The organism is Rhodoferax antarcticus ANT.BR, from assembly GCF_001938565.1.
Classification (GTDB): domain Bacteria; phylum Pseudomonadota; class Gammaproteobacteria; order Burkholderiales; family Burkholderiaceae_C; genus Rhodoferax; species Rhodoferax antarcticus.
This window is the reverse complement of sequence record NZ_MSYM01000013.1, coordinates 434,001-459,885: the sequence shown is the minus strand read 5'-3', so window position 1 is coordinate 459,885 and position 25,885 is coordinate 434,001. Positions and strand designations below refer to the sequence as shown.

Annotated in this window: 23 protein-coding genes and 2 riboswitches; of the genes, 13 read left to right on the top strand and 10 right to left on the bottom strand. The window is 60.4% G+C overall.

The features are described from left to right. Positions 1–12 precede the first annotated feature (12 nt). On the bottom strand, positions 13–567 hold the full coding sequence (locus BLL52_RS10895; protein ID WP_075586681.1) for a C40 family peptidase: 555 nt from the start codon (positions 565–567) through the stop codon (positions 13–15). A gap of 36 nt (positions 568–603) precedes the next feature. Then, complete coding sequence (locus tag BLL52_RS10890) at positions 604–849, bottom strand: hypothetical protein (RefSeq protein ID WP_075586680.1); 246 nt, start codon at positions 847–849, stop codon at positions 604–606. Positions 850–904: 55 nt separating this feature from the next. Next, positions 905–1,020: riboswitch (glycine riboswitch) on the top strand. Positions 1,021–1,041: 21 nt separating this feature from the next. Next, a riboswitch (glycine riboswitch) is annotated at positions 1,042–1,177 on the top strand. A 57-nt stretch (positions 1,178–1,234) separates the two neighbouring features. Here BLL52_RS10890 and gcvT point away from each other — a divergent pair. From gcvT to gcvP, 3 genes are all read left to right on the top strand, one after another. Continuing rightward, positions 1,235–2,413: a glycine cleavage system aminomethyltransferase GcvT gene (gene gcvT / locus BLL52_RS10885; protein ID WP_075586679.1), complete on the top strand. Its 1,179-nt coding sequence runs from the start codon at positions 1,235–1,237 to the stop codon at positions 2,411–2,413. A gap of 263 nt (positions 2,414–2,676) precedes the next feature. Continuing rightward, on the top strand, positions 2,677–3,051 hold the full coding sequence (gene gcvH / locus BLL52_RS10880) for a glycine cleavage system protein GcvH (protein WP_075586678.1): 375 nt from the start codon (positions 2,677–2,679) through the stop codon (positions 3,049–3,051). 15 nt (positions 3,052–3,066) lie between these two features. Further along, on the top strand, positions 3,067–6,039 hold the full coding sequence (gcvP, locus tag BLL52_RS10875) for an aminomethyl-transferring glycine dehydrogenase (protein ID WP_075586677.1): 2,973 nt from the start codon (positions 3,067–3,069) through the stop codon (positions 6,037–6,039). Between the two features lie 145 nt (positions 6,040–6,184). Here the strand turns inward: gcvP and BLL52_RS10870 are convergent, their stop codons facing one another. Beyond that, on the bottom strand, positions 6,185–6,895 hold the full coding sequence (locus BLL52_RS10870; protein ID WP_075587200.1) for a ProQ/FINO family protein: 711 nt from the start codon (positions 6,893–6,895) through the stop codon (positions 6,185–6,187). Positions 6,896–7,205: 310 nt separating this feature from the next. Beyond that, positions 7,206–8,384 (bottom strand): serine hydrolase domain-containing protein, encoded by a 1,179-nt coding sequence (locus tag BLL52_RS10865; RefSeq protein ID WP_075587199.1) that lies wholly within the window; start codon positions 8,382–8,384, stop codon positions 7,206–7,208. Positions 8,385–8,843: 459 nt separating this feature from the next. Between BLL52_RS10865 and BLL52_RS10860 the strand changes: the two genes are divergently transcribed. The 3 genes from BLL52_RS10860 (at position 8,844) to BLL52_RS10850 (ending at position 11,675) form a co-directional block, all read left to right on the top strand. Beyond that, positions 8,844–9,995, top strand: coding sequence for a branched-chain amino acid ABC transporter substrate-binding protein (locus BLL52_RS10860; protein ID WP_075586676.1), 1,152 nt, complete (start codon positions 8,844–8,846; stop codon positions 9,993–9,995). 415 nt (positions 9,996–10,410) lie between these two features. Next, complete coding sequence (locus BLL52_RS10855) at positions 10,411–11,208, top strand: vWA domain-containing protein (protein WP_075586675.1); 798 nt, start codon at positions 10,411–10,413, stop codon at positions 11,206–11,208. A gap of 110 nt (positions 11,209–11,318) precedes the next feature. Continuing rightward, positions 11,319–11,675 carry a hypothetical protein gene (locus BLL52_RS10850; protein WP_083633900.1) on the top strand — a complete coding sequence of 119 codons (357 nt, stop codon included), beginning with the start codon at positions 11,319–11,321 and terminating at the stop codon, positions 11,673–11,675. A gap of 155 nt (positions 11,676–11,830) precedes the next feature. Here BLL52_RS10850 and pmbA read toward each other — a convergent pair whose 3' ends face one another. Beyond that, positions 11,831–13,264, bottom strand: coding sequence for a metalloprotease PmbA (gene pmbA, locus BLL52_RS10845; protein WP_075587197.1), 1,434 nt, complete (start codon positions 13,262–13,264; stop codon positions 11,831–11,833). A 74-nt stretch (positions 13,265–13,338) separates the two neighbouring features. On the opposite strand from pmbA, the gene yjgA reads away from it, so the two are divergent. The 3 genes from yjgA to BLL52_RS10830 all read left to right on the top strand — a co-directional run bounded on the left by yjgA (position 13,339) and on the right by BLL52_RS10830 (position 15,751). Continuing rightward, entirely contained in the window at positions 13,339–13,998 is a 660-nt protein-coding gene (gene yjgA / locus BLL52_RS10840) for a ribosome biogenesis factor YjgA (RefSeq protein WP_075586674.1), read from the top strand. Positions 13,999–14,000: 2 nt separating this feature from the next. Then, positions 14,001–14,594, top strand: a complete 594-nt coding sequence (gene mog / locus BLL52_RS10835) for a molybdopterin adenylyltransferase (RefSeq protein WP_075586673.1) — start codon at positions 14,001–14,003, stop codon at positions 14,592–14,594. A 107-nt stretch (positions 14,595–14,701) separates the two neighbouring features. After that, complete coding sequence (locus BLL52_RS10830) at positions 14,702–15,751, top strand: hypothetical protein (protein WP_075586672.1); 1,050 nt, start codon at positions 14,702–14,704, stop codon at positions 15,749–15,751. Between the two features lie 68 nt (positions 15,752–15,819). Here BLL52_RS10830 and cysE read toward each other — a convergent pair whose 3' ends face one another. Together cysE and BLL52_RS10820 are read right to left on the bottom strand one after the other, a co-directional pair. Further along, positions 15,820–16,593: a serine O-acetyltransferase gene (gene cysE / locus BLL52_RS10825; RefSeq protein WP_075586671.1), complete on the bottom strand. Its 774-nt coding sequence runs from the start codon at positions 16,591–16,593 to the stop codon at positions 15,820–15,822. A gap of 9 nt (positions 16,594–16,602) precedes the next feature. After that, on the bottom strand, positions 16,603–17,445 hold the full coding sequence (locus BLL52_RS10820) for an RNA methyltransferase (protein ID WP_075586670.1): 843 nt from the start codon (positions 17,443–17,445) through the stop codon (positions 16,603–16,605). A 111-nt stretch (positions 17,446–17,556) separates the two neighbouring features. Between BLL52_RS10820 and BLL52_RS10815 the strand changes: the two genes are divergently transcribed. The 4 genes from BLL52_RS10815 (at position 17,557) to bchO (ending at position 22,313) form a co-directional block, all read left to right on the top strand. Beyond that, positions 17,557–18,492, top strand: coding sequence for an inositol monophosphatase family protein (locus tag BLL52_RS10815; RefSeq protein ID WP_075587196.1), 936 nt, complete (start codon positions 17,557–17,559; stop codon positions 18,490–18,492). A gap of 102 nt (positions 18,493–18,594) precedes the next feature. Continuing rightward, complete coding sequence (gene bchI / locus BLL52_RS10810; protein ID WP_075586669.1) at positions 18,595–19,617, top strand: magnesium chelatase ATPase subunit I; 1,023 nt, start codon at positions 18,595–18,597, stop codon at positions 19,615–19,617. Next, the gene (locus tag BLL52_RS10805; RefSeq protein WP_075586668.1) at positions 19,614–21,413 is read left to right on the top strand and encodes a magnesium chelatase subunit D; all 1,800 of its coding nucleotides are present in this window, start codon (positions 19,614–19,616) and stop codon (positions 21,411–21,413) included. The genes bchI and BLL52_RS10805 overlap by 4 nt, the downstream gene beginning before the upstream one ends. Next, positions 21,414–22,313, top strand: coding sequence for an alpha/beta fold hydrolase BchO (gene bchO / locus BLL52_RS10800; RefSeq protein WP_075586667.1), 900 nt, complete (start codon positions 21,414–21,416; stop codon positions 22,311–22,313). It begins immediately after the preceding gene. Positions 22,314–22,384: 71 nt separating this feature from the next. Here the strand turns inward: bchO and BLL52_RS10795 are convergent, their stop codons facing one another. From BLL52_RS10795 to chlG, 3 genes are read right to left on the bottom strand one after another with little or no spacing between them, the layout of a single operon-like run. Continuing rightward, positions 22,385–23,578 (bottom strand): geranylgeranyl diphosphate reductase, encoded by a 1,194-nt coding sequence (locus BLL52_RS10795; protein ID WP_075586666.1) that lies wholly within the window; start codon positions 23,576–23,578, stop codon positions 22,385–22,387. Next, the gene (locus tag BLL52_RS10790) at positions 23,575–24,936 is read right to left on the bottom strand and encodes a BCD family MFS transporter (RefSeq protein ID WP_075586665.1); all 1,362 of its coding nucleotides are present in this window, start codon (positions 24,934–24,936) and stop codon (positions 23,575–23,577) included. Before BLL52_RS10790 ends, BLL52_RS10795 begins: the two co-directional genes overlap by 4 nt. Next, a complete protein-coding gene (chlG, locus tag BLL52_RS10785) occupies positions 24,933–25,820 on the bottom strand; it encodes a chlorophyll synthase ChlG (RefSeq protein ID WP_075586664.1) in 888 nt (295 codons plus the stop codon). The genes BLL52_RS10790 and chlG overlap by 4 nt, the downstream gene beginning before the upstream one ends. Between the last annotated feature and the right edge of the window lie 65 nt (positions 25,821–25,885).

Genomic DNA, 25,885 nt, shown 5'->3' with positions numbered 1-25,885 from the left:
CAAGCCGCTTTGTCAGGGCCGGCGAAACGCCAGGCGTTGCGCAGCCCAGTAGCGCGAGTTCAAGCTGTCCAGCCGAACCTCGCCGCCGGTAGACGGTGCGTGCACAAAACGCCCTTCACCCACATAAATGCCGGCGTGGGTAGGCGCGCCGCGCTTGGCAAACAGCACCAGGTCACCCGAGCGCAGCGCTTCCCCCGGCACGGGTTCGCCCCAGTACTGCAACTTGGCCACCGTGCGCGGCGCAGCAACCCCTGCACGCGACTGGTACACGTGCCTGATCAGGCCACTGCAATCAAAGCCACTCGCAGGGGTGTTGCCGCCATAACGGTAGGGCGTGCCGACCAGCCCCAGCGCATATAACGTGACATCGTTGGCCTGCTCGGGCTGCAGGCGCGAAGGAATATTGATAGCATCCGCGGCGCTGCCATAAAGGATCGGCGCTGGAGAAGACTGCCCACCGCGTTGCTGGGTGGGTGCTGTGCCGCAACCCGCTAACACCAGCGTCAGACCGAGCGCCAAAGCACCCAGCCAGGGCAAACCAGTAAGACGATAGCGTGGGTTCAACATCGGCTTAACGTCGTCGCAATATCGTCGGTAGAGCGCTTACTTCCAGCGAAACAGCAGCAAGGCCGTCAGACCCGCGCCGATCAGCCACAACAACCAGGCCTGCGCCACGGCGTAGGGGAACACCATCAGCGCCAGGCCGATCCAGGTGAACTCGGCGCGTTTGGTTTGCTTGCCACGCCGAAACGCGAGCAGTCCCAACACCAAAAACACCACGATGCCGGCAATGAAAGCCGTCTGGTTGGACACCAGGCCCAGAAATAAAGAGTTGTTCGAGTTATTCATGCAGAGTGGGTCAACCAGTGATAACGAGGCTGCATTATCGACCGTGAAGGTAGAATTCTGCAGGTCAGGAGAGAGCCGCCCAGGCCAACAGGTTTCAGGGCAGCCGCCGAAGGCGCAGGGCCGCTGATTGCAGCAGTTTGAACGCTCAGGCAAAAGGACTGACAAACGTCGTTTGGCGCGTTAGCCAGTCGACGTATCCCCACTGGAGAGAGGCCAAGCGCAGAGCACGGCGCACGGTCCACCGAAGGAGCAACCCGCAGTCAGCCTGCCGCTTATGGCAGGGCACGGCCCGGCGAATCTCTCAGGTAAAGCGGACAGCGGGGGCAGCCTGTGGCAAAGCATTTTGTTTTGCCATGGTTTTTTTGGTCTGCCCCTGGAGTAACGGATGTCTGCCTCCCCTGAAACCCTGCTGAATGTTCCCCTTAATGACCTGCATGTCGCGCTAGGCGCGCGCATGGTGCCGTTTGCCGGCTACAGCATGCCGGTGCAATACCCGGCGGGCTTGATGGCCGAACACAAACACACCCGCACCGCCGCTGGCCTGTTCGACGTGTCGCACATGGGCCAACTGCGTCTGGTCGGCCCGGACGCTGCCGCCGCGCTGGAAAGCCTGCTGCCGGTGGACGTGATTGACCTGGCTGTGGGCAAACAGCGCTACGGCCTGCTGCTCAATGACGAGGGCGGCATCATGGACGACCTGATGTTTTTCCGCCAAGCCTTGGATGAGATTTTTATCATCGTCAACGGCGCCTGCAAAGTGGCTGACATGGCTCACATTCAGGCGCAGATCGGCACGCGCTGCCAGGTGATCCCCATGCCCGAATTCGCCCTGCTGGCGCTGCAAGGCCCGCAGGCAGTGACCGCGCTCTCAAGGCTGGCACCCGGCGTTGAAAAGCTGGTGTTCATGACTGGCGGCCATTTCACCGTCAGCACCGGCTCGCAGGACGTTGACGTGTTCCTGACCCGCAGCGGCTACACCGGCGAAGACGGTTTCGAAATCTCAGTGCACGCCTCTGACGCGTTGGCCCTGGCCAAGGCCTTGCTGGCGCAGCCCGAAGTCAAGCCCATTGGCCTGGGCGCACGCAACTCGCTGCGTCTGGAAGCCGGCCTGCCGCTGTATGGCAATGACCTCGATGCCACCACCACCCCGGTAGAAGCCGGCCTGGCCTGGGCCATACAAAAGGTGCGCCGCACCGGCGGCGCACGCGCTGGCGGCTTTCCAGGCGCTACAAAAATACTAGCTACCTGCGCAGACGCCACGGGGGCTATAGGCCAGGACTCGGGGTTTTGCCAAAAAGTCTTAAGAAAACGCGTTGGGCTCATAGCGCTGGAACGCATTCCGGTGCGCGAACACACCGAGCTGCAAGACCAGAGCGGCGCACGCATCGGCGATGTCACCAGCGGCCTGCTTGGCCCCACCATCGACCAACCCATCGCCATGGGCTACGTGCCCACGCAGCTGTCTGCTGTGGGCACGGTGGTCAACGCCATCGTGCGCGGCAAGCCAGTGCGCATGGAAGTCGTTGCCATGCCGTTTGTGCCAACCAACTATTTCCGCGGCTAAGTCTCATCGCCAATGCTGAACGATGATCCTTCCAACAACAACTAGCAACGTGCGTTGGGTGCGTAGCGCAGCGTGGACTTGGGGTTTTGCCAAATAAAGGAGGAGGCTTGGGGTAGTAGCCCCAAGCCGGGGGACATTCGCGGAGTTACGCACCCAACGCGCGCTGCGGATAAAAACCAAACAGTTCAAGTTCAAGTTCAAGTTCAAGTTCAAGTTCAAGTTCAAGTTTTCATATCGTTTCAATTCACTTTACGGAGCACCTCATGACCATCAAATTCACCCCCGACCACGAATGGGTCCAGATCGACGGCAACAACGCCACCGTGGGCATCACAGTCCACGCACAAGACGCCCTGGGCGACGTGGTGTTTGTGGACCTGCCCGAAGTCGGCAAAACTTTTGCCGCCAAAGACGCCGCCGCCGTGGTTGAGTCGGTCAAAGCTGCTGCCGACATTTACGCGCCCGCCAACGGCGTCGTCACCGAAGTCAACGAAGCCTTGCGCGCAGACCCCTCGCTGGCCAATTCCGAACCTTTGAGCACCGGCTGGTTCTTCAAGATGACGCTGGACAACCCGTCTGATCTCGACGGCCTGATGGACGAAACCAGCTACACCGCCTTTGCCGCTGACGCCCACTGAACCCGAGCCATCGACATGACCCACACGCCCCCTCTTCACGAACTTGAAAACGCCAGCGAATTCGTCGCCCGCCACATCGGCGTGAGTGCGGCAGACGAAGCGCAGATGCTGCAAGCCGTAGGCGCCGCATCCCGAGCCGCGCTCATCGACGAAATCGTGCCGCGCAGCATTGCCCGTAGCAAACCCATGGCCATCCCCAGCGCCATCACCGAGGCTGCCGCACTGGCCGAACTCAAAGCCATCGCCGCCAAAAACAAGGTTTTTAAGAGCTACATCGGCCAGGGCTATTACGACACCTTCACCCCTGGTGTGATCCTGCGCAACATTCTGGAAAACCCCGCCTGGTACACCGCGTACACGCCCTACCAGGCCGAAATCAGCCAGGGCCGCATGGAGGCGCTGATCAACTTCCAGACCATGATCACCGACCTGACCGGCATGCCCATGGCCAATGCCTCGATGCTTGACGAAGCCACCGCCGCCGCTGAAGCCATGACGCTGGCCATGCGTGCAGGCAAGTCCAAATCGACCACTTTTTTTGTCGACGACGAGGTGCTGCCACAAACGCTGGAAGTGATCCGCACCCGCGCCAAGCCGCTGGGCATCACCGTCAAGACCTGCAGCGGCGACGAGGCCCTGGCCGACGAGAGTTTTGCGCTGTTACTGCAATACCCGGGTCTAAGCGGCGAGGTGCGTGACGACCGCGAATGGATTACCAACTACAAACACAAGGGCGGCGTGGTGATCATGGCCGCCGACCTGCTGGCGCTCACCCTGTTAACGCCGCCAGGTGAGCTCGGTGCCGACATTGCCATTGGCACCACCCAGCGTTTTGGCATGCCCATGGGCAACGGTGGCCCGCACGCCGCCTACATGGCCTGCCGTGATGAATTCAAACGATCAATGCCAGGCCGCTTGGTCGGCGTAAGCGTGGACGTGCATGGCAACCCGGCCTACCGGCTGGCGCTGCAAACCCGCGAGCAGCACATCCGCCGCGAAAAAGCCACCTCCAACATCTGCACCGCGCAGGTGTTGCCGGCCGTGATTGCCAGCATGTACGCGGCGTACCACGGCCCGGTTGGCCTCAAGCGCATCGCGCAGCGCGTGGCGGCACTTACCGCCGTGTTGGCCGCAGGTCTGGCGTCGCTCGGCTACACCGTGGCCAACACCACCGCGTTTGACACGCTCACCGTAGAAACCAGTGACGCTACTTTTTCCATAGCTTCTAACGCAATAGCAGCAGGGGCTAACCTGCGATTTGTCTCTGAAACGTCGCTGGGCATCTCGCTGGATGAGACCACCACGCGGGCCGACGTTGAAGCGCTGTGGGCCTTCTTTGCCGACGCGGTGAGCGGCTGGCCCAATACCGCCCGCCGTGGCCAGGACGGTGGCCGTGGCCGCAGCCTGAGCTTCAGCCAGGTCGAGCCGCTGGCCGACTCCTTGCTGCCAGCGCGCCTGCTACGTACCAGCCCCTACCTGGCCCACCCGGTGTTCAACAGCCACCATTCAGAGACCGGCATGCTGCGCTACATCCGCCGCCTGAGCGACTTTGATCTGGCGCTGGACCGCAGCATGATCCCGCTGGGCAGTTGCACCATGAAGCTCAACGCCACCAGTGAGATGATTCCGATCACCTGGCCAGAGTTTGCGTCGATTCACCCTTTTGCGCCAGCCAACCAGCGCCAGGGTTACGCCGAGTTGGACGCGCAACTGCGTGCCTGGCTGTGCCAGGCGACCGGTTATGCCGGCGTCAGCCTGCAGCCCAATGCCGGCAGCCAGGGGGAATACGCCGGCATGCTGGCAATTCGCGGCTTTCACGCCTCGCGCGGCGAGAGCCACCGCCATGTCTGCCTGATCCCGAGCAGCGCCCACGGCACGAATCCGGCGAGCGCCACCATGGTCGGCATGAAAGTGGTGGTCACCGCCTGCGACGCACTGGGCAATGTCGACATGGCCGACCTGACAGCCAAGTGCGAGCAGCACAGCGCCCATTTGGCGGCCATGATGATCACCTACCCCAGCACCCACGGCGTGTTCGAGACCAACGTGAAAGATCTGTGCGCGCTGGTGCATAGCCACGGTGGTCGGGTGTATGTGGACGGCGCCAACATGAACGCGTTGGTCGGCTTGGCCGCGCCCGGCGAATTTGGCGGCGACGTAAGCCACCTGAACCTGCACAAAACCTTCTGCATCCCGCACGGCGGTGGCGGCCCTGGCGTTGGACCGGTGTGTGTGGTGGCGGATCTGGTGCCCTTTTTGCCTGGGCACGCCGCGTCTTCATCACGCCCTCTCCCACCGGGAGAGGGTCGGGGTGAGGGCTGCCGCGTTGGCGCCGTCTCAGCCGCGCCACTAGGCAATGCGGCGGTGCTGCCAATTAGCTGGATGTACTGCCGGATGATGGGTGCGGCGGGCCTCAAAGCCGCGTCAGAGGTCGCCATCCTGAGCGCCAACTACATCAGCGTGCGCCTCAAAGACCACTATCCGACGCTTTACACCAGTGTGCCGGTGGACGGCCAACCCGGCCGCGTGGCGCACGAGTGCATTCTGGACGTGCGTCCGCTGAAAGAGACCACCGGTGGCGCCAACGGCATCAGCGCCGAAGACGTGTCAAAACGCTTGATGGACTACGGGTTTCACGCGCCGACGCTGAGTTTTCCGGTGCCCGGCACGCTGATGGTGGAACCTACCGAGAGTGAGTCCCTGGCCGAGCTTGACCGCTTCATTGACGCCATGATCGCCATCCGCGGCGAAATCGCCAAGGTGCAAAGCGGTGAGTGGCCGCAGGACAACAATCCGCTGAAAAATGCACCCCACACCGCTGCAGCGCTACTGGATTCAGAGTGGGCCAAGCCCTATCCACGTGGGCTGGCAGCGTTTCCAGTGCCCAGCCTTAAGCACAGCAAATACTGGCCGCCGGTGGGTCGCATCGACAACGTCTATGGCGACCGCAACCTGTTTTGCTCTTGCTTGCCAGTGGGTGAGGACTAACACCGAAAAACCCCGACGGCCCGGTTCCCGGCGATGGGCCGGGCGTGCAGAGGCTTTGAAGGGCTCGGTCGCCCCCAGAGCCGCGCCAGCGTCACGCCGCCAGTAGGGTCGGCGCCAAACGCCGCCAATGCTGCCTGGCGCTGCGTTAACCCGCTTGGCGCTGGCTCACCGCATTGCGGATCAGACTGGCATCCATGCCCAACTCGGCCGCAAAATCTTCCGCCGATTTGCCGCTGGCCTCAAACGCCTTGAGTAAGGCGGCTTGGCGCGCGCGCTGCTGGTCGACCTCGGCCATGACCTCGTCCATCAGCGCGGTCATCGGCTCGTCCAGCGTGGTCAGCCGCGACAGAAAATCCAGCCGCGACATCCCACTGTGGTGATACGCCCCCAGCAATTGCTGGCGCAGTTTGGCCGGCGCAGCGTCTGCGCCGCGTGCTTGGCGACGCCGAAACAGTTCGATGCATGACAGCACCACGTGCTCTGGTGCGACTGGCTCGACCGGCTTGCCGTCCAGGTCATGGCGCGGCAAGCCTGCCGCCACACTTTGCAGATAGCGGGTAGAACGGGTGTGCACACCGAGTGCCAGTTTGAGGTCGTCGCGCAAAAACACCTCCGGCTGGGCGGCCATCAATTCCTGAAAAATACCCAGTTTGAGCGGTACGAAGCGCTGGCCAAACAGTGGCGGGTAAAGCTCAAACAACTTTTCAAGCACCGGCTGGGCGCTAGCAAAACGGCCTTTACCTCTGCTTTTGGCTTGTTCTGGCGCTTTAGCAACTGCGCCAGGGCTGGCGGTCTCAACGTGCTGATCAACGACCTCGGTGATAGGCGTGGTGGATTCGGGAAGGGATTCGGTCATGGCGGGGATCGGTTCGATCAATTGAATTAACCCGCGATTGTCATTCATAGCGCGACTTCGCTGGAATGCCCGCCGCTGTACGGCAAGCCACTCTCTTGTCGCCTGCGTGAACGGCCTGCGGCGCACCCGAGGCACCATCGGGCTAAAGTCAAAGTCAGCATTACAACAGCCAGTTTCAAAGTCAATTGCGGGGGCTCTGCTCCACTCATCGGCATGGAGGCGAAAGAACAAACCGCGACGCGGTCAAAAGTCAAGACTCAAATGGAGGACAGCTATCGGAAAGAACTAAAAGGGCAGCGGGATGTCCTGCTCAGTCAAGCACCGCCGCGTACACCATGTTGCGAAACAGCATGCGGAAATACTCGCGCTGATTAGGCGCCTGCAGCATCAGGATGCCAAACAGGTCCAGTTTGGGGTCGACAAAAAACGAGGTGCCCGCCAGACCGCCCCAGAAGTAGGTACCCGCTGAGCCCGGCACCGGCGCCACACCGAGCTGTTTGCGCACCGCGTAACCTAGGCCAAAACCATGGCCGGGCGGCAGCAACGCACGCGAGCCGCCCGCTGCCACCGGGAGGTCACCCAAGTGATCGGTGGTCATGAAGTCAATAGTTTGCGGGCCGAGCAGGCGTTGCCCATCAAGTTCGCCGCGATTGAGCATAAATTGCAAAAAGCGAGCGTAATCCTGCGCGGTGGAGATCAGGCCACCGCCGCCCGAGGCCAGCGCGGCGTCGGTGCGCACGTCAATCACCTTCATCTGTAGGCCGCCCTCTGGGTCGCGCGCAAACGGCTCGGCAATGTGACCGTGAAATTCGGGCGGCACGGTGAACGAGGTGTCAGGCATGCGCAGCGGCGCGAACACGCGCTCGTTTAAAAAATCCTGCAGGCTTTGGCCAGAAATCACTTCAATCACCCGGCCCAGCACATCGGTGGCGCGGCTGTACTCAAACACGCTGGCGGGTTGAAACAGCAGCGGCAAGCTGGCCAGGCTGTGGGTAAAGTCCGCCAGGCTGCGATCGCGCGAACCCAGGCGCAACTGGGCATATTGCCGCTGCACCGGGCCGCTGCCCAGAAACTCGTAAGTCATGCCGGCGGTGTGGCGCAGCAGGTCGTGCACGGTGGCATCGCGCTGCACCGGCACCTCGCCCGATGCAGCCGCCACCTGCTGCCCCGCAAACTCTGGCAGGTGCTTGGCCACCGCATCGGCCAGCAGCAGGCGCCCATCTTCCACCAGCATCATGGCCGCTACCGAGACGATCGGCTTGGTCATGGAATAGATGCGAAAGCGCGCGTCACAGCGCATGGTTTCACCCGTGATGGGGCTGAGCTCGCCAACACTCTCAAACAGTGCGGTTTTGCCATGGCGCGCTACCACCACCACCGCGCCGGGCAGACGCTTGGCGTCCACCTCGCGCTGCAACACGCCCATCAAGCGCTTCAGGCGGTCGGTGCTCAGGCCCGCTTTTTCAGGCGTCACAATTTGCAAGCTCATATCAAATTCATAGCGGTTGTCTGTTTGGTCATTAGGGCTGGGGGTCTCAAAATGCTTTTCCAGTGTAAACCCCGGTGCGTCGGCCCTACGCCTCAAGCCGAAAATCATGCTGTTCAAGAAGCCCACCAGCGCGCCGGGTCCCAAGACAACCAGGGAAGTGCTCAAGCACACCACTGCATGGCTGCCGGTCTGCGCCAGCTTTTTCTTATTTAATAGCTAATGGCCCTTTATTTATAAGGGCTGGAGGCTTATTTTTCATATACTCATTGAGCCTGTTGGGTTTTGGCTTTTTGAGTCTTGGAGGGTGATGGGCAGGCTGCATTAGCCCGTCACATTCCGCTTGACTTGGGTTGATCCAACGCCAGGGCACACGCACCTCACCGGTGCGCGTAGTAGCATCCACCGTCCAGGCTAATCCCTGCTCTCAGTGACTTCCACTTTCACCTCAGAATCAAAGCCATGCAAAAACCGTCTTTTCCTTCCGGTTCACTCCATCTGACTGCTGCCGCCGTGCTGACGCTGTGCGCCACGTTGGCGCACGCGCAAGACGTGCAAACTGTGCGCATTGCCCACGCTGGCCCCACCTCGGGCGGCATTGCCCACATTGGCAAAGACACCGAAAACGGCGTGCGCATGGCCATTGACGACCTCAACGCCCAAAACCCCGTAATTGGCGGCAAGCGGATCAAGTTCGAATTGGTCGCGGAAGACGACGCTGGCGAGCCGCGCCAGGCCACCACCGTGGCGCAAAAGCTGTGCGACTCCAAAGTGGCAGGCGTGGTCGGTCACCTGCAGTCGGGCACCACCATTCCAGCGTCGAGCATCTACAACAAGTGCGGCCTGCCACACATCACGGCCTCTGCCACCAACCCCGACGTGACCAAGCGCGGCTACAACACCACTTACCGCGTGATTGCCAACGACAACGCGCTGGGTGCTGCATTGGCTTACTTTGCGCACGATGCGCTCAAAGTCAAGACCGTGGCCGTCATTGATGACCGCACCGCCTATGGCCAAGGCCTGGCCGACGTGTTCAAGGCAACTGCCGAGCAAAAAGGCATTCAGGTGGTTGCCATGGAATTCACCAACGACAAGGCCACCGATTTCAATGCCATATTGACCGCCATCAAGAGCAAGAAGCCCGACGCCATCTTCTACGGTGGCTTGGACGCCCAAGCGGGCCCAATGCTGCGCCAGATGGAGCAGCTCGGCCTGACCACCGTCAAGTACTTTGGCGGCGACGCGATGTGCACCGAAAAGCTGGTGGAACTGTCCAGCAAAGCCAACACCGTCAGAAATGTGACCTGCGCCACCGGCGGTGCTTCGGTGCAAAAGATGCAAGGCGGTGCAGACTGGAAGAAACGCTACGACGCACGCTTCCCAGGCCAGTTCCAGATCTACAGCCCCTATGCCTATGACGCCGCTTTTGTGCTGGTCGATGCCATGAAGCGCGCTGACTCGGTCGACCCGCAGGTCTATGTGCCGTTCATCGTTAAAACCCAGTTCAAGGGCATCACCGCCAACATCGCATTCACCCCCAAGGGTGAACTGACCACCCCGGCCATCACGCTTTACACCTACAAAGACAACGTGCGGGCTGCGCTGAACTAAGTCTCTAGAGGAGGCGTGGGCACTGGCCATCAGTGACACGCACCAAAGCGTGCGCAGCATGTCTACACCGGCCAAACCAGGTTCGTGCCTCATCATGACCCCGGTCGGCGCCCTGCCCGCAGCTGCAACATCGTGAACCAGAAGCCCAGTGAAACCGTTCGCTCAAGCAGGTGTATCGCTATCAAGAAACGCGCATGGTCCACTGCCACATTCTTGTACCCGTTCCAGTGTCAGGATTTTTTACACAAGAAGCCGACAACAATGGATCTGATCAATTTTAACCAGCGCTAAATAAACTTAAGCTGTTGAAATAGAACAAGTTTGTTTGCGACTAACAGACATTGGCATACGATTTGCTTTGTCACTCCCCGGGCGAGAGAGAAATTGTTAATCAACCACTAACGAGGTGTTCAAAATGAAATTTTTACGTCGAGGCTTGGCTTCTGCCCTTATCACTGCGTCACTAACGCTAAGCGCTTTCGCGACCTGGGCAGCGCCAGTGACGCAATTGGGGTTTGCGCTGGATGCTTCCGGTAGCGTCTCTACCGCCAATTACAACCTGCTCAGAACCGGACTCAACGCCGCACTGGCTGGGCTGCCAGTTGATGGGTCCGTAGAGATTGCTGTGGTGTCCTATGGCACCAGCGTTACTAGTGTGGTGCTTCCCACTGTTTTGACGGCGGCCACGCTGACAACCATTCAACTTGCAATAACCTCACACACCAAAGCTGGTGGTAGTACCAACACAGCAGGCGCAATTTCGGGATTAACTGCTCTTTTGACGGGATCCGCCAATTTTGCTGATGTCGGAACCAAATCAATCATTAACTTGGCTACGGATGGGGAACCAAACAGCCAGGATGCCGCAGTAGCTGCTGCTGTAGCTGCAGCCGCCGCTGGCATGGACGCGCTGTCCATCGAGGCTATTGGAACCGGGGTTGCTGACGCCACCGCATTAGCCAATATGGTTGCCATCGCGTTTCCTGGGCCAGCCACCATCCTGGCAGTCAACGCGACAACTATCCCCAATCCTATGGGCAAGAGTTGGGTTGTACCGGTAAGTGACTTTGATGCCTTGGCACCCGTGTTGCTCGCAAAGGTTCAGGCTTCCATCAAGCCGCCAGTCACTGAAGTTCCTGAGCCAGGCTCTCTTGCCCTGATTGGACTTGCTTTGGCAGGTTTGGTGGCCACACGTCGCCGGATCGGTCGGTAATTCAGCGTCATCATTTTCCTTGAGCACTTTGTGTGCTCGCTACACTAAGCAATCCCGCCTGATGGCGGGATTGCTTTTTTGGGTTTCACTTATTCACTCGGAGGTTTTGGATGTTTTATCACAAACTTTTTATGTCATGTGCTCTCCTATCTCTGGCGCAGTTGTCTTATGCCCAGACAGGCAAACTAGAAAACGGCTGCAGAATTAAGGTGCGAAGTGACGCGGTGGTGATTTTGGTGTGCCCAGAAAATGCCAGTGCAGAAGTATGGCGGGCCGCTGGCGAAGCCGCCTGCGGCCCGAAATTGCTCTGTAATGCTTGGGTGTGGGACGACAATGCCAAGGCTCCCGACACCGCACCTGTGACCGACGCAGACCTCCCCAAAAAGGCCGCCGCTCAAGCGGTTGCCATTTGGGTCAACGACTCGAAAAGTCTGGTAACTTTGACAAAAGCGGTTTTATCAAAGTAGACGCTTCAACCACCTCATGGCACGCACAATTTTGTGGGCCTAGCCGGTCGAAGTTTGGTTAGGCGTCTTTCAGTGCGTTAGCGTCAACGCAGGCTCAAATTGCAACCGCAACAGGACTGCCACGACAGGTCGGTGCGGACCGCTATGTATCTATCTCAACTGCCCGCAACCTTCATCTTCTTGATCAGCACCGAGCCAACAGTTTTGGCACCCTGGTTATAGGTATCAGCCCCCACGGCGACGATGTCCTTGAGCATGGTTTTCATGTTGCCGGCGATGGTGATCTCTTCCACCGGATAAGCGATGCGGCCGTTTTCCACCCAGAAGCCGCTGGCGCCGCGCGAATAGTCGCCAGTGACCGCATTGACGCCACTCCCCATGAGTTCGGTGACAAACAGCCCGGTGCCCAGACGCTGCAGCATCGCATCTAGGTTGTCACCGGCACGGGTCAGGCGCGAGGTCAGGGTCAGGTTGTGCGAGCCGCCGGCATTACCGGTGGTGGTCATACCCAGTTTGCGTGCCGAGTAGCTGCCCAGAAAGTAGCCCTGCACCCTGCCCGCTTCCACCACGCTGCGCGCCTGCACGCGCACACCTTCATCGTCAAACGGTGAACTGCCTTTGCCGCGTTTGACAAACGGGTCTTCCAGGATGTCGATGTGTTTCGGAAACACGGGCTTGCCCAGCGAATTGAGCAAATACGAACTTTTGCGGTACAGCGCGCCACCGCTCACTGCCTGCACAAAACTGCCCAGTAGCCCGGCGGCCAGGGTCGATTCAAACAGCACCGGGCATTCGGTGGTGGCAATCTTGCGCGCCTTCAGGCGGCTCAGCGCCCGCTCGGCGGCGTAGCGGCCAATCGCCTCGGGCGAGGCCAAATCGGCTGCGTCACGCTGTGAGCTGTACCAGTAATCGCGCTGCATGTTGGCGCCCTTGCCGGCAATCGGCGACACCGACACTGAATGGCGTGAGCTGGCATAACCGCCGCGAAAACCGTGGGTGTGGGCGCTGAAAAAGTGTGACTGCTGCGCCGACACGCCCGCGCCCTCGCTGTTGGTGATGCGCTTGTCCACACTCATGGCCGCGTTTTCAGTCTGCAAGGCCAAGTGTGCGGCCTGCTCGCTGGTGATGGCCCAGGGGAAAAACAGCGCCAGATCGGTGCGCTGCTCGGCGGGTTGAGCAATGTCGGCCTCGCCGGGTAAGGCGGCAAACGGGTCTTCGGCGGTGAAGCGGGCAATGTCAAACGCCGCCTGCACAGTTTGTTCAATGGCGCGCTGTGAAAAATCCGAGGTACTGGCATTGCCCCGGCGCTGGCCCAGGTGCACGGTGATGCCCAGCGACTTGTCGCGGTTGCGCTCGACGTTTTCCAGCTCGCCCTTGCGCACCGACACGCTCAGGCCGCAGCCTTCACTGGCGTGCGCGGCGGCATCCGTGGCACCAATCTTTTTGGCGTGGCGCAAAGCGCTGTCCACCAGATCCTCAAAAAAAGTCCGACTGTAGGCAAAACCTGCGTCGGCCTGCGCCGCTGGTGGCGTGGTGGATGCAGTAGAGGCACGTTTGCGGGGGGCGGTTTGGGGAGCTTTGGAAGGCATAGTGGCGGCGCCTGCGTGGCTGGCACGCTTGGGGACTTGGGGGTTGTTCATAGCGGCGGCTATGATACTTGGCTATGTCAAGAAAACTGAAAAAAGGCTATTTTGTGCGCGGCGAGTTCGTGGCCGAGGGCAGCGAGCGCGATACCGAGCTCAAGGCCGAGCTCAAGGGTACCGACGACCAAAGCCGCACCGATCTCAAGCGCGAAAGCACCGAATTGCAAAAGCTCGGCGAGGCGCTGCTCGCCCTGCGCATTGATTTGCTGGAGCGCCTGCCTTTGACCGACAAGCTCAAAGACGCGATTGCCGAGGCCAAACGCATCACCAACTTCGAGGGCAAGCGCCGCCAGATGCAGTTCATCGGCAAGCTGATGCGCAAGCTCGAAACGACCGAGGTCGACCAGGTTCGTGCCGCACTGGACGAGCAGTCCAACGGCTCAGCCGCTGACAACCTGGCGCTGCACCAGGCCGAAGTCTGGCGCGACCGGCTGATCTCGCAGGACGACGCTGCAGGCCAGTGGATCGCGCTGTACCCCACCACCGACACCCAGCAGTTGCGCGCGCTGATTCGCCAGGCGCGCAAAGATGCCGTGCCCGAGATAGCGGGCGCCGCGGTGCGCCACGGCCGCCCTTACCGCGAGATTTTCCAAATGGTGCGCGAGGCGCTGATGGCTATCCCTGAGCCTGATGCCGCCATCCACCCCAGCACTTTCAGCCCTTCCCGCGAAGCCTCCTGACCATGGGCAGCCGCTATCCGGCCGTCAAGATCGGCCTTGTCTCCATCAGTGACCGCGCCAGCGGTGGAATCTATGAAGACAAGGGCCTGCCGGCGCTGCAAAGCTGGCTCAGCCGCGCTCTGAAAAACCCGCTGCAGTTTGAAGCGCGGCTGATTCCCGACGAGCAAGCCACCATTGAAGCCACCCTGATTGCGCTGGTGGAGGCCGGTTGCGCCCTGGTGCTGACCACTGGCGGCACCGGCCCGGCACTGCGCGACGTGACACCTGAGGCCACCTTGGCCGTGGCGCACAAGGTGATGCCGGGCTTTGGCGAGCAGATGCGCCAGGTCAGCCTGGCCTTTGTGCCCACCGCGATTCTGTCGCGCCAAGTGGCGGTGATCCGTGACCAAACGCTGATCGTCAACCTGCCGGGCCAGCCCAAAGCCATTGCCGAAACCCTGGAAGGGCTGAAAGACGCCGATGGCAAACCGCTGGTGAACGGTATCTTTGCCGCGGTGCCTTACTGCATCGACCTGATTGGTGGGCCGTATCTGGAAACGGATACGGCAGTGTGCAAGGCCTTCCGCCCCAAAACAGCTATCCAAACGATTTTATAAGAAATAGGCCTCTAGCCCCTATAGAATAAGCGCGGGTAGCTCCTATAAAAATAGTAAAGCGATCACCCTTTCGCTGCTGTCACAACCCATCAACAGACTCAGTCACCATGCCAATTTACCGCTGCAACAAGTGCGGATTCATTGCTGAAACCGTTCCCATGCTGCCCGGCAGCAAAATCCCCTGCACGCGCTGCACCCATCCAAGTACCGTCTATGAGACGGTTTTTTTTGCCGAAAAGCTGGCTGAGCGCTACTTTGCCGCCTTGCGTGAAATTGAGGCACTCAAAGTTGGCGACAAGTCTGCGGCACTTTCTGATCCAGCCACACCCGGTGCCGCTACCGCCACCAGCTCAGCGGTAAAGCCTGCCCCCGCCCCGCCCGCCATTGCACTGGACCAGCTCGACCTGCACAACACCGCCAGTCTGGCCACACCGGAGCAGCACCAGCCCCTGAAGCAGTGGTTTAAAACGCGCCAGATCGAAGCCCAGTTTGACTACAACAACGTCGACACCACCGGCTTTTTTGACGATGCGGCCCGCGCGCTGGGTGACAACTTTGCACTTTTTGCCGAACTGCTGGAACGCATCCGCTACGCCTACCGCAACAGCCACAGCGGCCTGAATCTGGAGCTGGCCAACGTGAGCCAGAAAGACGCGCAGGCGCTCACCACGCTGTGCCGCCAGTTCTACAGCCATACGCTGTTTGCCCGCTACAACTACCAAAAGCCTGAAAAGATCGTGCACCTCACCCTGCAAACCGCCACCACGGTGCGCCAGTTTTTCGAGGGCGGTTGGCTGGAGTGGCTGGTACTGGTCGAGCTGCTGGAGCAGCTCAAGGCGAAAAAATGTGCGTTTTCATGCGCCCGGGGTGTGAAGGTGGTTTTCCCGAACGAAGACCTGCACGAGATTGATGTGATGGCGCTGGTGGAGACCCAAAGCGGCCAGACACCGATCTACATCGAATGCAAGACCGGCGAGTTCCGCCGCGAGATTGACAAGTTTCTGCGGCTCAAAAAGCGCCTGGGCATTCCGCGCCAGCAATTCATCATCTGCGCCAGTGACCTCAGCGACGAGCAGGCCGCCGGGCTCTGCGCCATGTACGAGCTGACCTTTGTCAACCTGCAAACTCTAGCCGCCAAGCTGCAAGCTTTGATCTGATCACGCTTATATATAAAATAGGGCTCTAGCCCTTATGCAATAAGCGCTAGTAGCTATCTTTAAAATAGCTATTTACCCACCAGCTGATTGAGTTTTTCAGCCTCAAAGTGCTCGCTCAGCGCGGCATCACCGGGCACGCAGTCTGGCTCATGGCGGTTGGCTTGCAGGGTTTCAATCGCCTTCCAGAGCATGGCGATCTGGTGCTCGTGGCCGCCAGCGTTGTCGATCAGGCCCCGCATGGCCTGGCTCAACGGGTCGTCGCTTTGGGTGACACCGTAGGCTGAAAAGCCCATTTTGGAGGCCGCCTCTTCGCGTTTCACATCGAGCTCGGCCTGGATGATGCGCGCCGGGTTGCCCACGGCGGTGGCACCAGCGGGCACCGGCTTGGTGACCACCGCGTTGGAGCCGACCTTGGCACCGTCGCCCACCGTGAAACCGCCCAGCACCTGTGCGCCCGCCCCCACCACCACGCCACGCCCCAGCGTGGGGTGGCGCTTGGTGCCTTTATAGAGCGAGGTACCGCCCAGCGTCACGCCTTGGTAGATGGTGCAGTCGTCGCCAATCTCGGCGGTTTCACCCACCACCACGCCCATGGCATGGTCAAAAAAGACACGGTTGCCGATGCAGGCACCGGGGTGAATCTCAATGCCGGTCAAAAACCGCGTGGTGTGGGAAATGAAGCGCCCCAGCCACTTGAAACCGCGCGTCCAGCAGGCGTGCGCCAGACGGTGCAGCAGCACCGCATGGAAACCGGGGTAGCAGGTCAGCACCTCCCAGGTGCTGCGCGCAGCGGGGTCGCGCTCAAGAATGCATTGAACGTCGGAGCGGATTCGGGAAAACATGGTGGGAGTCTAAATTGGTTCGGGCAACACCTTGGGTGACGCGGTATTGCCGTGCGGTGATACAGCCTGCGACGCGGCCCCAGCCACACTGCCGCCAGCCACTTTGAGCATCGCCTTGGCCATACCACGCAAGATGTGGATTTCTTCCTGCGTGACCTCGGCCCGGTTGAACAGCTGGTTGAGCCGCGGCATGAGCTTTTTGGGCGCTTGCGGGTCGAGAAAATCGATCGCCACCAGGGCTTGCTCCAGATGCGCCAGCAAGCCCGCCACTTGCGCCGCGTCTGCCAAAGTGGGCACAGCAGTGGCTTGGCTCACCGGGTAGCCACCCAGTGCCACACGCCAGTCATAGGCAATCACCTGCAGGGCGGCAGCCAAGTTCAGCGACCCAAATTGCGGGTTGCTGGGAATGCTCAGACACGCGTGGCAGCGGTACACATCGTCGTTGGTCATGCCAAAACGCTCTGAGCCAAACAGGAAGGCGATGCCGGAGTTAGATGCTTTTTCGGCCTCTAGCCCTTGTCCTGATTGCGTCACTAGCTCTTTTTTTAAGAGTGCATCGAAATGCGCGCGTGGCGTCACGGTGGGTGGGCCGAAATCGCGCGGCGTCATGGCGGTGGCGCACAGGTGGGTAATGCCGCCCAGGGCTTCATCGAGCGTGTCGACGATGCGGCACTGCTTCAACACATCGGTGGCACCGCTGGCACGCTGGATGGTTTCCTCGCGGCGCAACACATTCGCCCAGCGGGGTGCCACCAGCACCAAGTCATCAAACCCCATGGTTTTCATGGCGCGTGCGGCAGCGCCCACGTTACCGGCGTGGCTGGTGTTGATCAGGATGAATCGGGTCTTCATGGGGGGCCGTTAAAATAGGCCGATTGTCGCTGCCCCTTTTGGGGGTACTGCGCCATTCATCAACTCGCCATGCAGCTGCTTCGACGCCTGTGTGGACACTACCAGGCGACCATGAACTCTCCGAATCTGCACCCAATGATCAATGTGGCGGTCAAAGCCGCGCGCGCAGCGGGGGCCATCATCAACCGCGCTGCACTTGATGTGGAGTCGGTGCGGGTGTCGCAAAAACAGGTCAACGACTTTGTCACCGAGGTCGATCAGGCCTCTGAGCAAATGATCATTGAAACCCTGCTGGGTGCCTACCCCGGCCACGCCATCTGGGCTGAAGAGTCTGGCCACGAGCATGGCGCGCGTGACTCCGAATTTGTCTGGATCATCGACCCGCTGGACGGCACCACCAACTTCATCCACGGCCTGCCCATCTACTGCGTGAGCATCGCGTTGGCGGTGCGTGGGAAGGTGGAGCAAGCCGTCATTTACGACCCCAGCCGCAACGACCTGTTCACCGCTACCAAAGGCCGTGGCGCGTTCATGAACAACCGGCGCCTGCGCGTCGCCAAGCGCACCCGGCTGCAAGAATGCCTGATTTCAACTGGTTTTCCCTACCGCATGGATGACGACCTGCCCAGCTATCTGCAGATGCTGGGTGACATCATTCAGCGCACCGCTGGTATTCGCCGCCCGGGTGCAGCCGCGCTCGACCTGGCCTATGTGGCAGCTGGCTTTACCGACGGCTTTTTCGAAAAAGGCCTGCAACCCTGGGACGTGGCCGCGGGCTCTTTGCTGATCACCGAAGCCGGTGGCTTGGTGGGTAACCTGTCGGGTGATGCAGACTTTCTGGAGCAGCACGAATGCCTGGCGGCCAACCCGCGTATTTACGGCCAGATGGTGAGCCTGCTGGGCAAATACAGCAAGTTTGCTGGCGCTGGAGAGAAGGCTGGTGTGCGCGCTTCACTAGCAGAAGCGGTGCAAGCCAACACTGCCACAGCTACCCCTGAAACCGCCACACCAGATGACGCCTCCAGCCACTCAGACGCAGCTTTTTAAAAGACTTTTCAAGCTGCCAAGCGCCGACACCTGTCAACCCAGCTTGACATATGATTGCAGGCTGATAGTGAGGCAGGCAACCGTTTCTATTTTGGAAAAAATATGGCACTAACTTTCCCTTTTGCAGCAATCGTCGGACAAGAAGAAATGCGGCTGGCGATCCAGATGCTGGCGGTGGACCCGACCATCGGCGGCGTGCTGGTGCTGGGTGACCGCGGCACCGGCAAATCCACCGCCGTGCGGGCGCTGGCTGACCTGTTGCCCCCGATCAAGGTCGTCAAAGACTGCCCCTACGGCTGCGACCCACTTGGCAGCACGCTGTGCGAGTCATGCCAGACGGCACAAAGTGGTCACAAGCTCAAGACCGAAATGCGTGCCGTGCCGGTGGTTGACCTGCCTTTGGGGGCCACCGAAGATCGCGTGGTTGGCGCACTTGATTTGGAAAAGGCCCTGTCTCAAGGCATCAAGAAGTTTGCGCCGGGCTTGCTGGCCCAGGCCAACCGTGGCTTTTTGTATATCGACGAAGTCAATTTGCTGGAAGACCACATCGTTGATCTGTTGATCGACGTGGCCGCCTCGGGCGAAAACCTGGTGGAGCGTGAAGGCCTGAGCGTGCGCCACCCGGCGCGCTTTGTGCTGGTGGGCAGCGGCAACCCGGAAGAAGGCGAACTGCGCCCGCAGTTGCTGGACCGTTTTGGCCTGTCAGTAGAAGTACGCACCCCACAAGACCTGGACATGCGGGTGCAGGTGGTGCGCCGCCGCGATGCGTTTGAGCGCAATCCGCAGGCCTTCCGCGACGAATGGGAAGCCGCCAACACCAAACTGCGCCAGCGCATCGTGCGTGCCAAGAAGCTGATTCACGATCTGCAGGTGTCAGACGACCTGCTGCTGCAGTGCGCCACCCTGTGCCACAAGCTCGGCACCGACGGCCTGCGCGCCGAGCTCACCCTGCTGCGCGCCACCCGCGCTTATGCCGCCTTGCAGGGTGACACGGTGGCCGAACTCAAACACTTGCGTGCCATTGCCCCGCTGGCGCTGCGCCACCGGCTGCGCCGCAACCCGCTCGACGACACTGGCTCTGGCGCACGCGTGCAGCGCGCCATGGACGAGGTGATGCCTGCATGAACCCGCCCGGCCTGTCACAAGCGAGCCAGGCTTGGCAGGATGCGCAGCTGGCCTTGATGGCGCTGCAGGTCGACCCGGTGCGCCTGGGCGGCATCTGGTTGCGGGCTTCGCACGGGCCGGTGCGTGACAACTGGCTTGCTCTGCTCAAGGCCTCCACCCTCAAGACCTTCCGTGTTCCTGGCCAGGTTGACGATGAACGCCTGCTAGGCGGCATGGATCTGGCCGCCACGCTGCAAAGCGGGCGCGTCATCCACCAGCCGGGGCTGCTGGCGCAAGCGCATGGCGGCGTGATAGTGCTGCCCATGGCCGAGCGCCTGCCCTCCAAGGTCGCAGCGCACATCGCCCAAGCGCAGGACTGCGGTCAGGTGCATGCCACCCATGCGCATATCACCAGCCAGGCGCAGTTTTCCGTGATCGCGCTGGACGAATCCGAGGAAGACGAAGCCTGTGCCGCCCAAGGCCTGACCGAGCGCCTGGGCCTGTGGCTGGATTTGCGCGATGTGTCCATGGCCCAAAGCGATGCCACGCTGGAAGCACTCGGACAAGTTGAACGCCAGGAAGCGATGGCGTTGCTTGAGCGCATGGAAACCAGCCCTGAACAGGTCGAGGCACTGTGCCAGACTGCCTGGGCTTTAGGCGTGGACAGCCTGCGCGCACCGCTGATGGCGCTACGTCTGGCCTGCGTCTGCGCCGCACTGGAAGGGCGTGATGCGGTCGAGCCGAGCGATCTGCAGTTGGCCGCCCGCCTGGTGCTGGGCCCGCGCGCCACCCGCATGCCCGCCCAGCCGGACGAAGACCAGGAACCACCGCCCCCCGAGCAGCCGGAAGAACCACCGCCCGAGGAAGAACCCCAAAACGAGCCGCCTGAGCCGCCGCCTGAAGACGAACAGGAACCCGAGCCGCCGCAAGAAGCTTTGGAAGACGTTTTGCTGGCAGCTGCAATCGCCAGTCTGCCCCCTAAACTGCTGGACCGCCTGCTGATGGGCAAAGCCAGCACCAAAGCGGCGCACGGGTTGGGCAACAGCGGCCAGGCCAAAACCAGCAAACTGCGTGGCCGACCACTGACACCGCGCCCCGGCAAGCCCAGCGCGGGGGCACGGTTGCATGTGCTGGCCACCCTGGTCAACGCCGCGCCCAAACAACGGATTCGCCAGAACGCACCGGGCTCCGGACGGGTGGTGATTCGCAGTGACGACTTTCATGTGCAGCGCTATGCACAGCAGACGCCTTCCTGTCTGATTTTTGCGCTGGATGCGTCAGGCTCAGCCGCGCAGCACCGCTTGGCTGAAGCCAAAGGCGCGGTGGAACTGCTGCTGCAGCAGTCTTACGCGCGGCGCGACAGTGTCTGCGTGATTGGTTTTCGACTGGCAGGTGCCCAGGTACTGCTGCCCCCCACCCGCTCGCTGGTGCGTGCCAAGCGCGCGCTGAGCGGCTTGCCCGGCGGCGGCGGCACCCCTTTGGCCAGCGGCATTCAGGCGGCTTTGCTGCAAGCGCAGATGTTGCACCGCGCCGGGTCAACACCCATGCTGGTGATTCTGAGCGATGGCCGCGCCAATGTCAGCCTGGCAGGCACTGGCGGGCGGGTGCAAGCCCGCGAGGATGCGCAAGCTTGGGCGCAACAGTGGCGCCTGAGCGGCTACCCGTCGCTGTGGATCGACACCGCGCCCCAGCCAGAGCCGCAAGCGCAGACACTGGCCAATGTGATGGGCGCCAATTACTTTCCTATGCCTTATGTGCAGGCACAGCGCATGGCCTGCGTCGTCCAAGATCTGACGGCGCAGACGCGCAGGACCTGAATGGCTCTTTGGGACACCCTCTACCCGCCGATGGATTGGGAGGCCAACCGCAAGACTTGGCCACACGCGGCACACAGCCGATTTGTGAGCGTGCATGGCCAAGCCTGGCATGTGCAAACTTTTGGTCACGGCCCGATCTTGCTGCTGCTGCACGGCACTGGGGCGTCAACCCATTCCTGGCGCGATTTGGTTTTGACGCTGGCCCAAGACCACACGGTCATCTGCCCAGATCTGCCCGGACATGCCTTTAGCTACTGGAACACCCACAAAAGTAATTCCCTGGGCAATATGGCTTCTGGTTTGGCCGCACTGCTGGAACATCTGAATGTGTGGCCCAGCGCCATCATTGGGCATTCGGCGGGGGCTGCAGTGGGCGCACAACTGATCCTCAAGCATGCCAATGCACCAGAAATGGCTTTGATTGGCCTCAATCCAGCCTGGCTACCTCTACCGGGTGTGGCCAATTGGCTATTTCCACCGGTTGCCAAGTTGCTGGCCTTCAACCCCTTGTCAGGCGTTCTTCTTGCCAAACAGGCGGCAAAACCCGCCTTTGTGCGCAATTTGCTCAAAAGCACTGGCTCCCAGCTGGACGACGCAGCGCTGAGTTACTACCAGAGACTTTTGCAGACACCCGCGCATGTCAGAGGTGTACTGGCCATGATGGCCGCCTGGCGGCTGAACCGGCTGTCGCAACAACTGCCCCTGTTGAAGGGGCCAGTATTCATGCTTCTGGGCGGTAATGACCGGACCATTCCCGCTAACTTGAGCGCAGAGTCTTTGAAACTCATGCCCAAAGCGATCAGCCGCACGTTTGCTGGCCTGGGCCATCTGGCCCACGAAGAGGCACCAGACGCGGTGTGCCTGCAAATCCTGGAATGGGTCAAGCAGACAAACGCTTGAGCAAAGAGCGCGTCGCGTAGGACCGGACGCCTAAAGCGGACCGAGGTCCGCCTCAAAGTCCTGAAAAGAGGTCAGACGCGGGCAAAACCCAGCAGGTGTGCCAAGTCCTTGAAGAAGATCCGAATGTGGGCCATGGGTTTCTTGCGAACCAGCTTCTTGTTCATATACGACTCAAAGGTCAGGCGCTGCACATCCGGGTCTTCACAGACCTTGACGAATCGCTCCCGGCGCTTGTCGTTCTGGTACCAGAAGTACTGCAGCAAACCCAGAATCCAGAAGACCTGACCATGCTCTTTGAGAAATTGCTTACGAGCCTGCTTCAGGCAGGTAGCGTCGCCTGTCTTCAGAGCGTTCTGAACGGCTTCTGCCACCATGCGCCCACAAGCCATCGCGTAATAAATGCCCTCCCCGGAGGCTGGCGCCACCACCCCTGCAGCGTCACCAGTGAGCACGATGTCGCGCCCGTTTTCCCACCGGGGCAGCGGCTTCAGCGGAATAGGCGCACCTTCACGGCGAAGCGTTTCCACCTGATTCAAGCCTGCAATTTCGCGCAGCTTGCCCACCGACCCGCGCAGCGAAAAACCTTTGTCAGCACTACCGGTGCCAACACTCATCGTGTCACCGTGCGGGAAAACCCAGCCATAAAAATCGGGGGAGATGATGCCCTGGTAATACACATCACACCGATGCGGGTCATACGATGGGTCCTGCAGCGGCGCACGAATGATCTCGTGGTACGCAAACACATACTTGGTCTTCTCAGACCCTTCGATGTGCTGGCGGGCGATCTCTGACCTTGCGCCATCGGCGGCCACAATCATGCGTGTGCGCACACTGTCTGGCTCGCCAACACCTTGGGCCTGAACCGAGTTGAAGTGCACACGTGAAACGCCGTCGGGGTCGCGGGTGATCTTGTCGCACACGGCCCGCAAGCGGGTTGCGCCATGGGAGTGCGCTCGCTCCCTCAGCCATTCATCAAAGCTATCCCGATTGACCATGGCGACAAAACCGTCTTCAATGTGCATGTCCACCTGGTTATTTTTGGGTGAAATCATGCGAGCGCAACGCACCTTTGCCACCAGTAAATGGTCGGGAATTTCAAAGTCCTTGATCAAGCGCGGAGGTATGGCGCCCCCGCAAGGTTTGGTTCGACCTTGTCGGTCTATCAACAACACCGACCAGCCCTGACGCGCCAAGTCGTCAGCTGCCGTTGCACCCGAGGGTCCGCCCCCCACAACCACCACATCGTATTGGCTCGTATTCATGACTGCGCCCTTTGTAACTCCGTAGAAAAATAGACCTTTGGCTGTGCAGCCACATCACCCTTGCGGTTCACCAAAATGGCGCACCACGCCGACAAAGCAAACATCAAAGCTTCAAAACCGAAAACTGATGCGTAGGCAAGACCACTGGATGCCATCGCCCAATGGGCAATGTCGCTGGCACCCGTGCCTAGAATTCCGCCCAAACCAAAGGCAATGGCCTGCGAGGCGCCCCACAAACCCATGCGCGTGCCTTCATGGCCCTGCGCACCCTGTGTCGACAGGCGCATCATCGTGGCGATAGCGGCAATAGAGAAAGTCCCATTCGCCACACCCAGCAGCACGATGTTGGCTTTAAGTGGCCAGTTTTGCCCTTGAATTCCGGCGGTTGACAAACCCACCATGGCGACCGCCGACAGCAGGCATCCCCACACCATCCAGCTTTGCACGCTGCCAAGACGACCTTTCACCCGATCCCAGCCCACCAATGCCACCCACAACATGCCAATCAGCACGGCACCATGTTGCAAGCCCGCAAGCTGAGTGGTCTGACCCGGGCTCATGCCAAAGACATCACCTGCAAATGGCTCAAGAATCAGGTCTTGGGCGCTGTACGCCAGCATGGACAGAAAAACAAAAATAGTGAAGGTGCGAGCTTGTGGCTCACGCCACACCTGCAGCAGCGTTTCCTTGAATTTGCCGGGGGAGCGCGCGCGCGCAGCATCACCTGCGACGTTGACCTCTGAGCCACGGGAGTCCCGTCCTTCCAAACCCCACAGGCTCAGGGCAGCGACGCAGATTACTAGGACAGACAAACCAGCTGTAACACGAATCAGCTGTTCGGGTGTGTATGGATCGATCAATTTGCCCACGGTCATGGCTGTCACGGCGAAACCCAAAATCATCATCATCCAGACCAGGGTTGCAGCAGGCGCTCGCCTGCCATCGGGAACGCGCTTGGCCATCAGTACCAGCAACGAGGTGCCACAAGCACTCACACCGAGTCCGATCAACGAAAATGCCAGAATACAAAGCAATAGCCCGGGTACAAATTCAGTTTGCATCAAAACAGTGGCTACCGCGGCGAGCAGCCCCCCCATAGCCAGCACAACCACACCACCCAGCATCCAGGGCGTGCAACGTCGACCCTGATCCGCGCCAAAACCCATACGTGGTCGCACCATCTGCACCATATAGTGCAAGGCCACCAGCAACCCCGGCAGCAATGCTGGCAAAGCCAGTTCGATCACCATGATCCGGTTGAGCGTAGAGGTTGTCACCACCACCACGGCCCCCATGCAAGCCTGCACCAAACCCAGGCGTGCAATATCAACCCAACCAAAAACGCGCGCAGAACTCATAAAGTGACTCGATGAAGAAAGTGCAAGGCCCAAGCGCTGACCATCATGCCAGAGACATACAGGGGAACGCCAAAGGCGCTGAGCATCAATGCCTTTTCAATGGGCTGCCTGACAAACGCGAGCATCAGCGGCAATTGCGCCAGCACGAGTGCCAAAACGCCAGCCGCATGCCAGGGTTGACCCCACTGCAATAACATGCCAACCACCACAAACTGCGGCACAAGCATGATGATGCACGCGGCCTTGGCTGCACCTGTTGGCCCAAGTTGCACAGGCAGTGAACGCACGCCCATCTGCTTGTCGCCTTCAATCGCCTTGAAATCATTGAGCGTCATGATGCCGTGGGCACCCGCACTGTAAAGCAAGGCTAAGAGCAGTGACTCACCCGCTGGCAAAGCGCCACCCAGCATGACTGCTCCACCAGTCACCCAAGCCAATCCCTCATAACTCAAGGCACATGCGCTATTGCCCCACCAGCCATTAAGTTTTAAACGAAACGGGGGCGCGCTGTAGGCCCAGGCCAGCGCCAACCCCAAAGCGCAGGCCCAAAACCCCCAAGTGCCCAGACCCCAGGCCCAAACCAGTGACAACACCGTCCACAGAATCGCAATGTACAAACCCCACCGCCCAGGCATACGCCCGGAGGGAATCGGCCGGTTGGGCTCATTGATGGCATCCACATGACGGTCAAACCAGTCATTCACTGCTTGGCTGCTGGCGCACACCAGCGGCCCAGTGAGAACCAAGCCAAGAACAATCAGCGTCCAATTGGCACTAAAACTTTGCGCAGAGGCAACGACGCCACAGCTGAAGGCCCACATGGGTGGAAACCAGGTGATCGGTTTGAGCAGTTCAGCAACTGTAGAAAGCGAGGGTCGAGCCATCCCGGGATTTTGACTTACCCAAAAAATATGTCAACTAATACTTACACTTTACTGGCGAAATAGTC

What these genes read in the sequence shown, in the direction of transcription:
- gcvH (WP_075586678.1), top strand. Translation starts at nt 2,677, where the DNA reads ATGACCATCAAATTCACCCCCGACCACGAATGGGTCCAGATCGACGGC.
- BLL52_RS10805 (WP_075586668.1), top strand. Translation starts at nt 19,614, where the DNA reads ATGAACCCGCCCGGCCTGTCACAAGCGAGCCAGGCTTGGCAGGATGCG.
- BLL52_RS10860 (WP_075586676.1), top strand. Translation starts at nt 8,844, where the DNA reads ATGCAAAAACCGTCTTTTCCTTCCGGTTCACTCCATCTGACTGCTGCC.
- mog (WP_075586673.1), top strand. Translation starts at nt 14,001, where the DNA reads ATGGGCAGCCGCTATCCGGCCGTCAAGATCGGCCTTGTCTCCATCAGT.
- BLL52_RS10870 (WP_075587200.1), bottom strand. Translation starts at nt 6,895, where the DNA reads ATGACCGAATCCCTTCCCGAATCCACCACGCCTATCACCGAGGTCGTT.
- BLL52_RS10855 (WP_075586675.1), top strand. Translation starts at nt 10,411, where the DNA reads ATGAAATTTTTACGTCGAGGCTTGGCTTCTGCCCTTATCACTGCGTCA.
- BLL52_RS10830 (WP_075586672.1), top strand. Translation starts at nt 14,702, where the DNA reads ATGCCAATTTACCGCTGCAACAAGTGCGGATTCATTGCTGAAACCGTT.
- bchI (WP_075586669.1), top strand. Translation starts at nt 18,595, where the DNA reads ATGGCACTAACTTTCCCTTTTGCAGCAATCGTCGGACAAGAAGAAATG.
- BLL52_RS10815 (WP_075587196.1), top strand. Translation starts at nt 17,557, where the DNA reads ATGAACTCTCCGAATCTGCACCCAATGATCAATGTGGCGGTCAAAGCC.
- BLL52_RS10820 (WP_075586670.1), bottom strand. Translation starts at nt 17,445, where the DNA reads ATGAAGACCCGATTCATCCTGATCAACACCAGCCACGCCGGTAACGTG.
- gcvT (WP_075586679.1), top strand. Translation starts at nt 1,235, where the DNA reads ATGTCTGCCTCCCCTGAAACCCTGCTGAATGTTCCCCTTAATGACCTG.
- BLL52_RS10890 (WP_075586680.1), bottom strand. Translation starts at nt 849, where the DNA reads ATGAATAACTCGAACAACTCTTTATTTCTGGGCCTGGTGTCCAACCAG.
- chlG (WP_075586664.1), bottom strand. Translation starts at nt 25,820, where the DNA reads ATGGCTCGACCCTCGCTTTCTACAGTTGCTGAACTGCTCAAACCGATC.
- pmbA (WP_075587197.1), bottom strand. Translation starts at nt 13,264, where the DNA reads ATGCCTTCCAAAGCTCCCCAAACCGCCCCCCGCAAACGTGCCTCTACT.
- BLL52_RS10795 (WP_075586666.1), bottom strand. Translation starts at nt 23,578, where the DNA reads ATGAATACGAGCCAATACGATGTGGTGGTTGTGGGGGGCGGACCCTCG.
- BLL52_RS10790 (WP_075586665.1), bottom strand. Translation starts at nt 24,936, where the DNA reads ATGAGTTCTGCGCGCGTTTTTGGTTGGGTTGATATTGCACGCCTGGGT.
- BLL52_RS10865 (WP_075587199.1), bottom strand. Translation starts at nt 8,384, where the DNA reads ATGAGCTTGCAAATTGTGACGCCTGAAAAAGCGGGCCTGAGCACCGAC.
- BLL52_RS10850 (WP_083633900.1), top strand. Translation starts at nt 11,319, where the DNA reads ATGTTTTATCACAAACTTTTTATGTCATGTGCTCTCCTATCTCTGGCG.
- gcvP (WP_075586677.1), top strand. Translation starts at nt 3,067, where the DNA reads ATGACCCACACGCCCCCTCTTCACGAACTTGAAAACGCCAGCGAATTC.
- bchO (WP_075586667.1), top strand. Translation starts at nt 21,414, where the DNA reads ATGGCTCTTTGGGACACCCTCTACCCGCCGATGGATTGGGAGGCCAAC.
- cysE (WP_075586671.1), bottom strand. Translation starts at nt 16,593, where the DNA reads ATGTTTTCCCGAATCCGCTCCGACGTTCAATGCATTCTTGAGCGCGAC.
- BLL52_RS10895 (WP_075586681.1), bottom strand. Translation starts at nt 567, where the DNA reads ATGTTGAACCCACGCTATCGTCTTACTGGTTTGCCCTGGCTGGGTGCT.
- yjgA (WP_075586674.1), top strand. Translation starts at nt 13,339, where the DNA reads ATGTCAAGAAAACTGAAAAAAGGCTATTTTGTGCGCGGCGAGTTCGTG.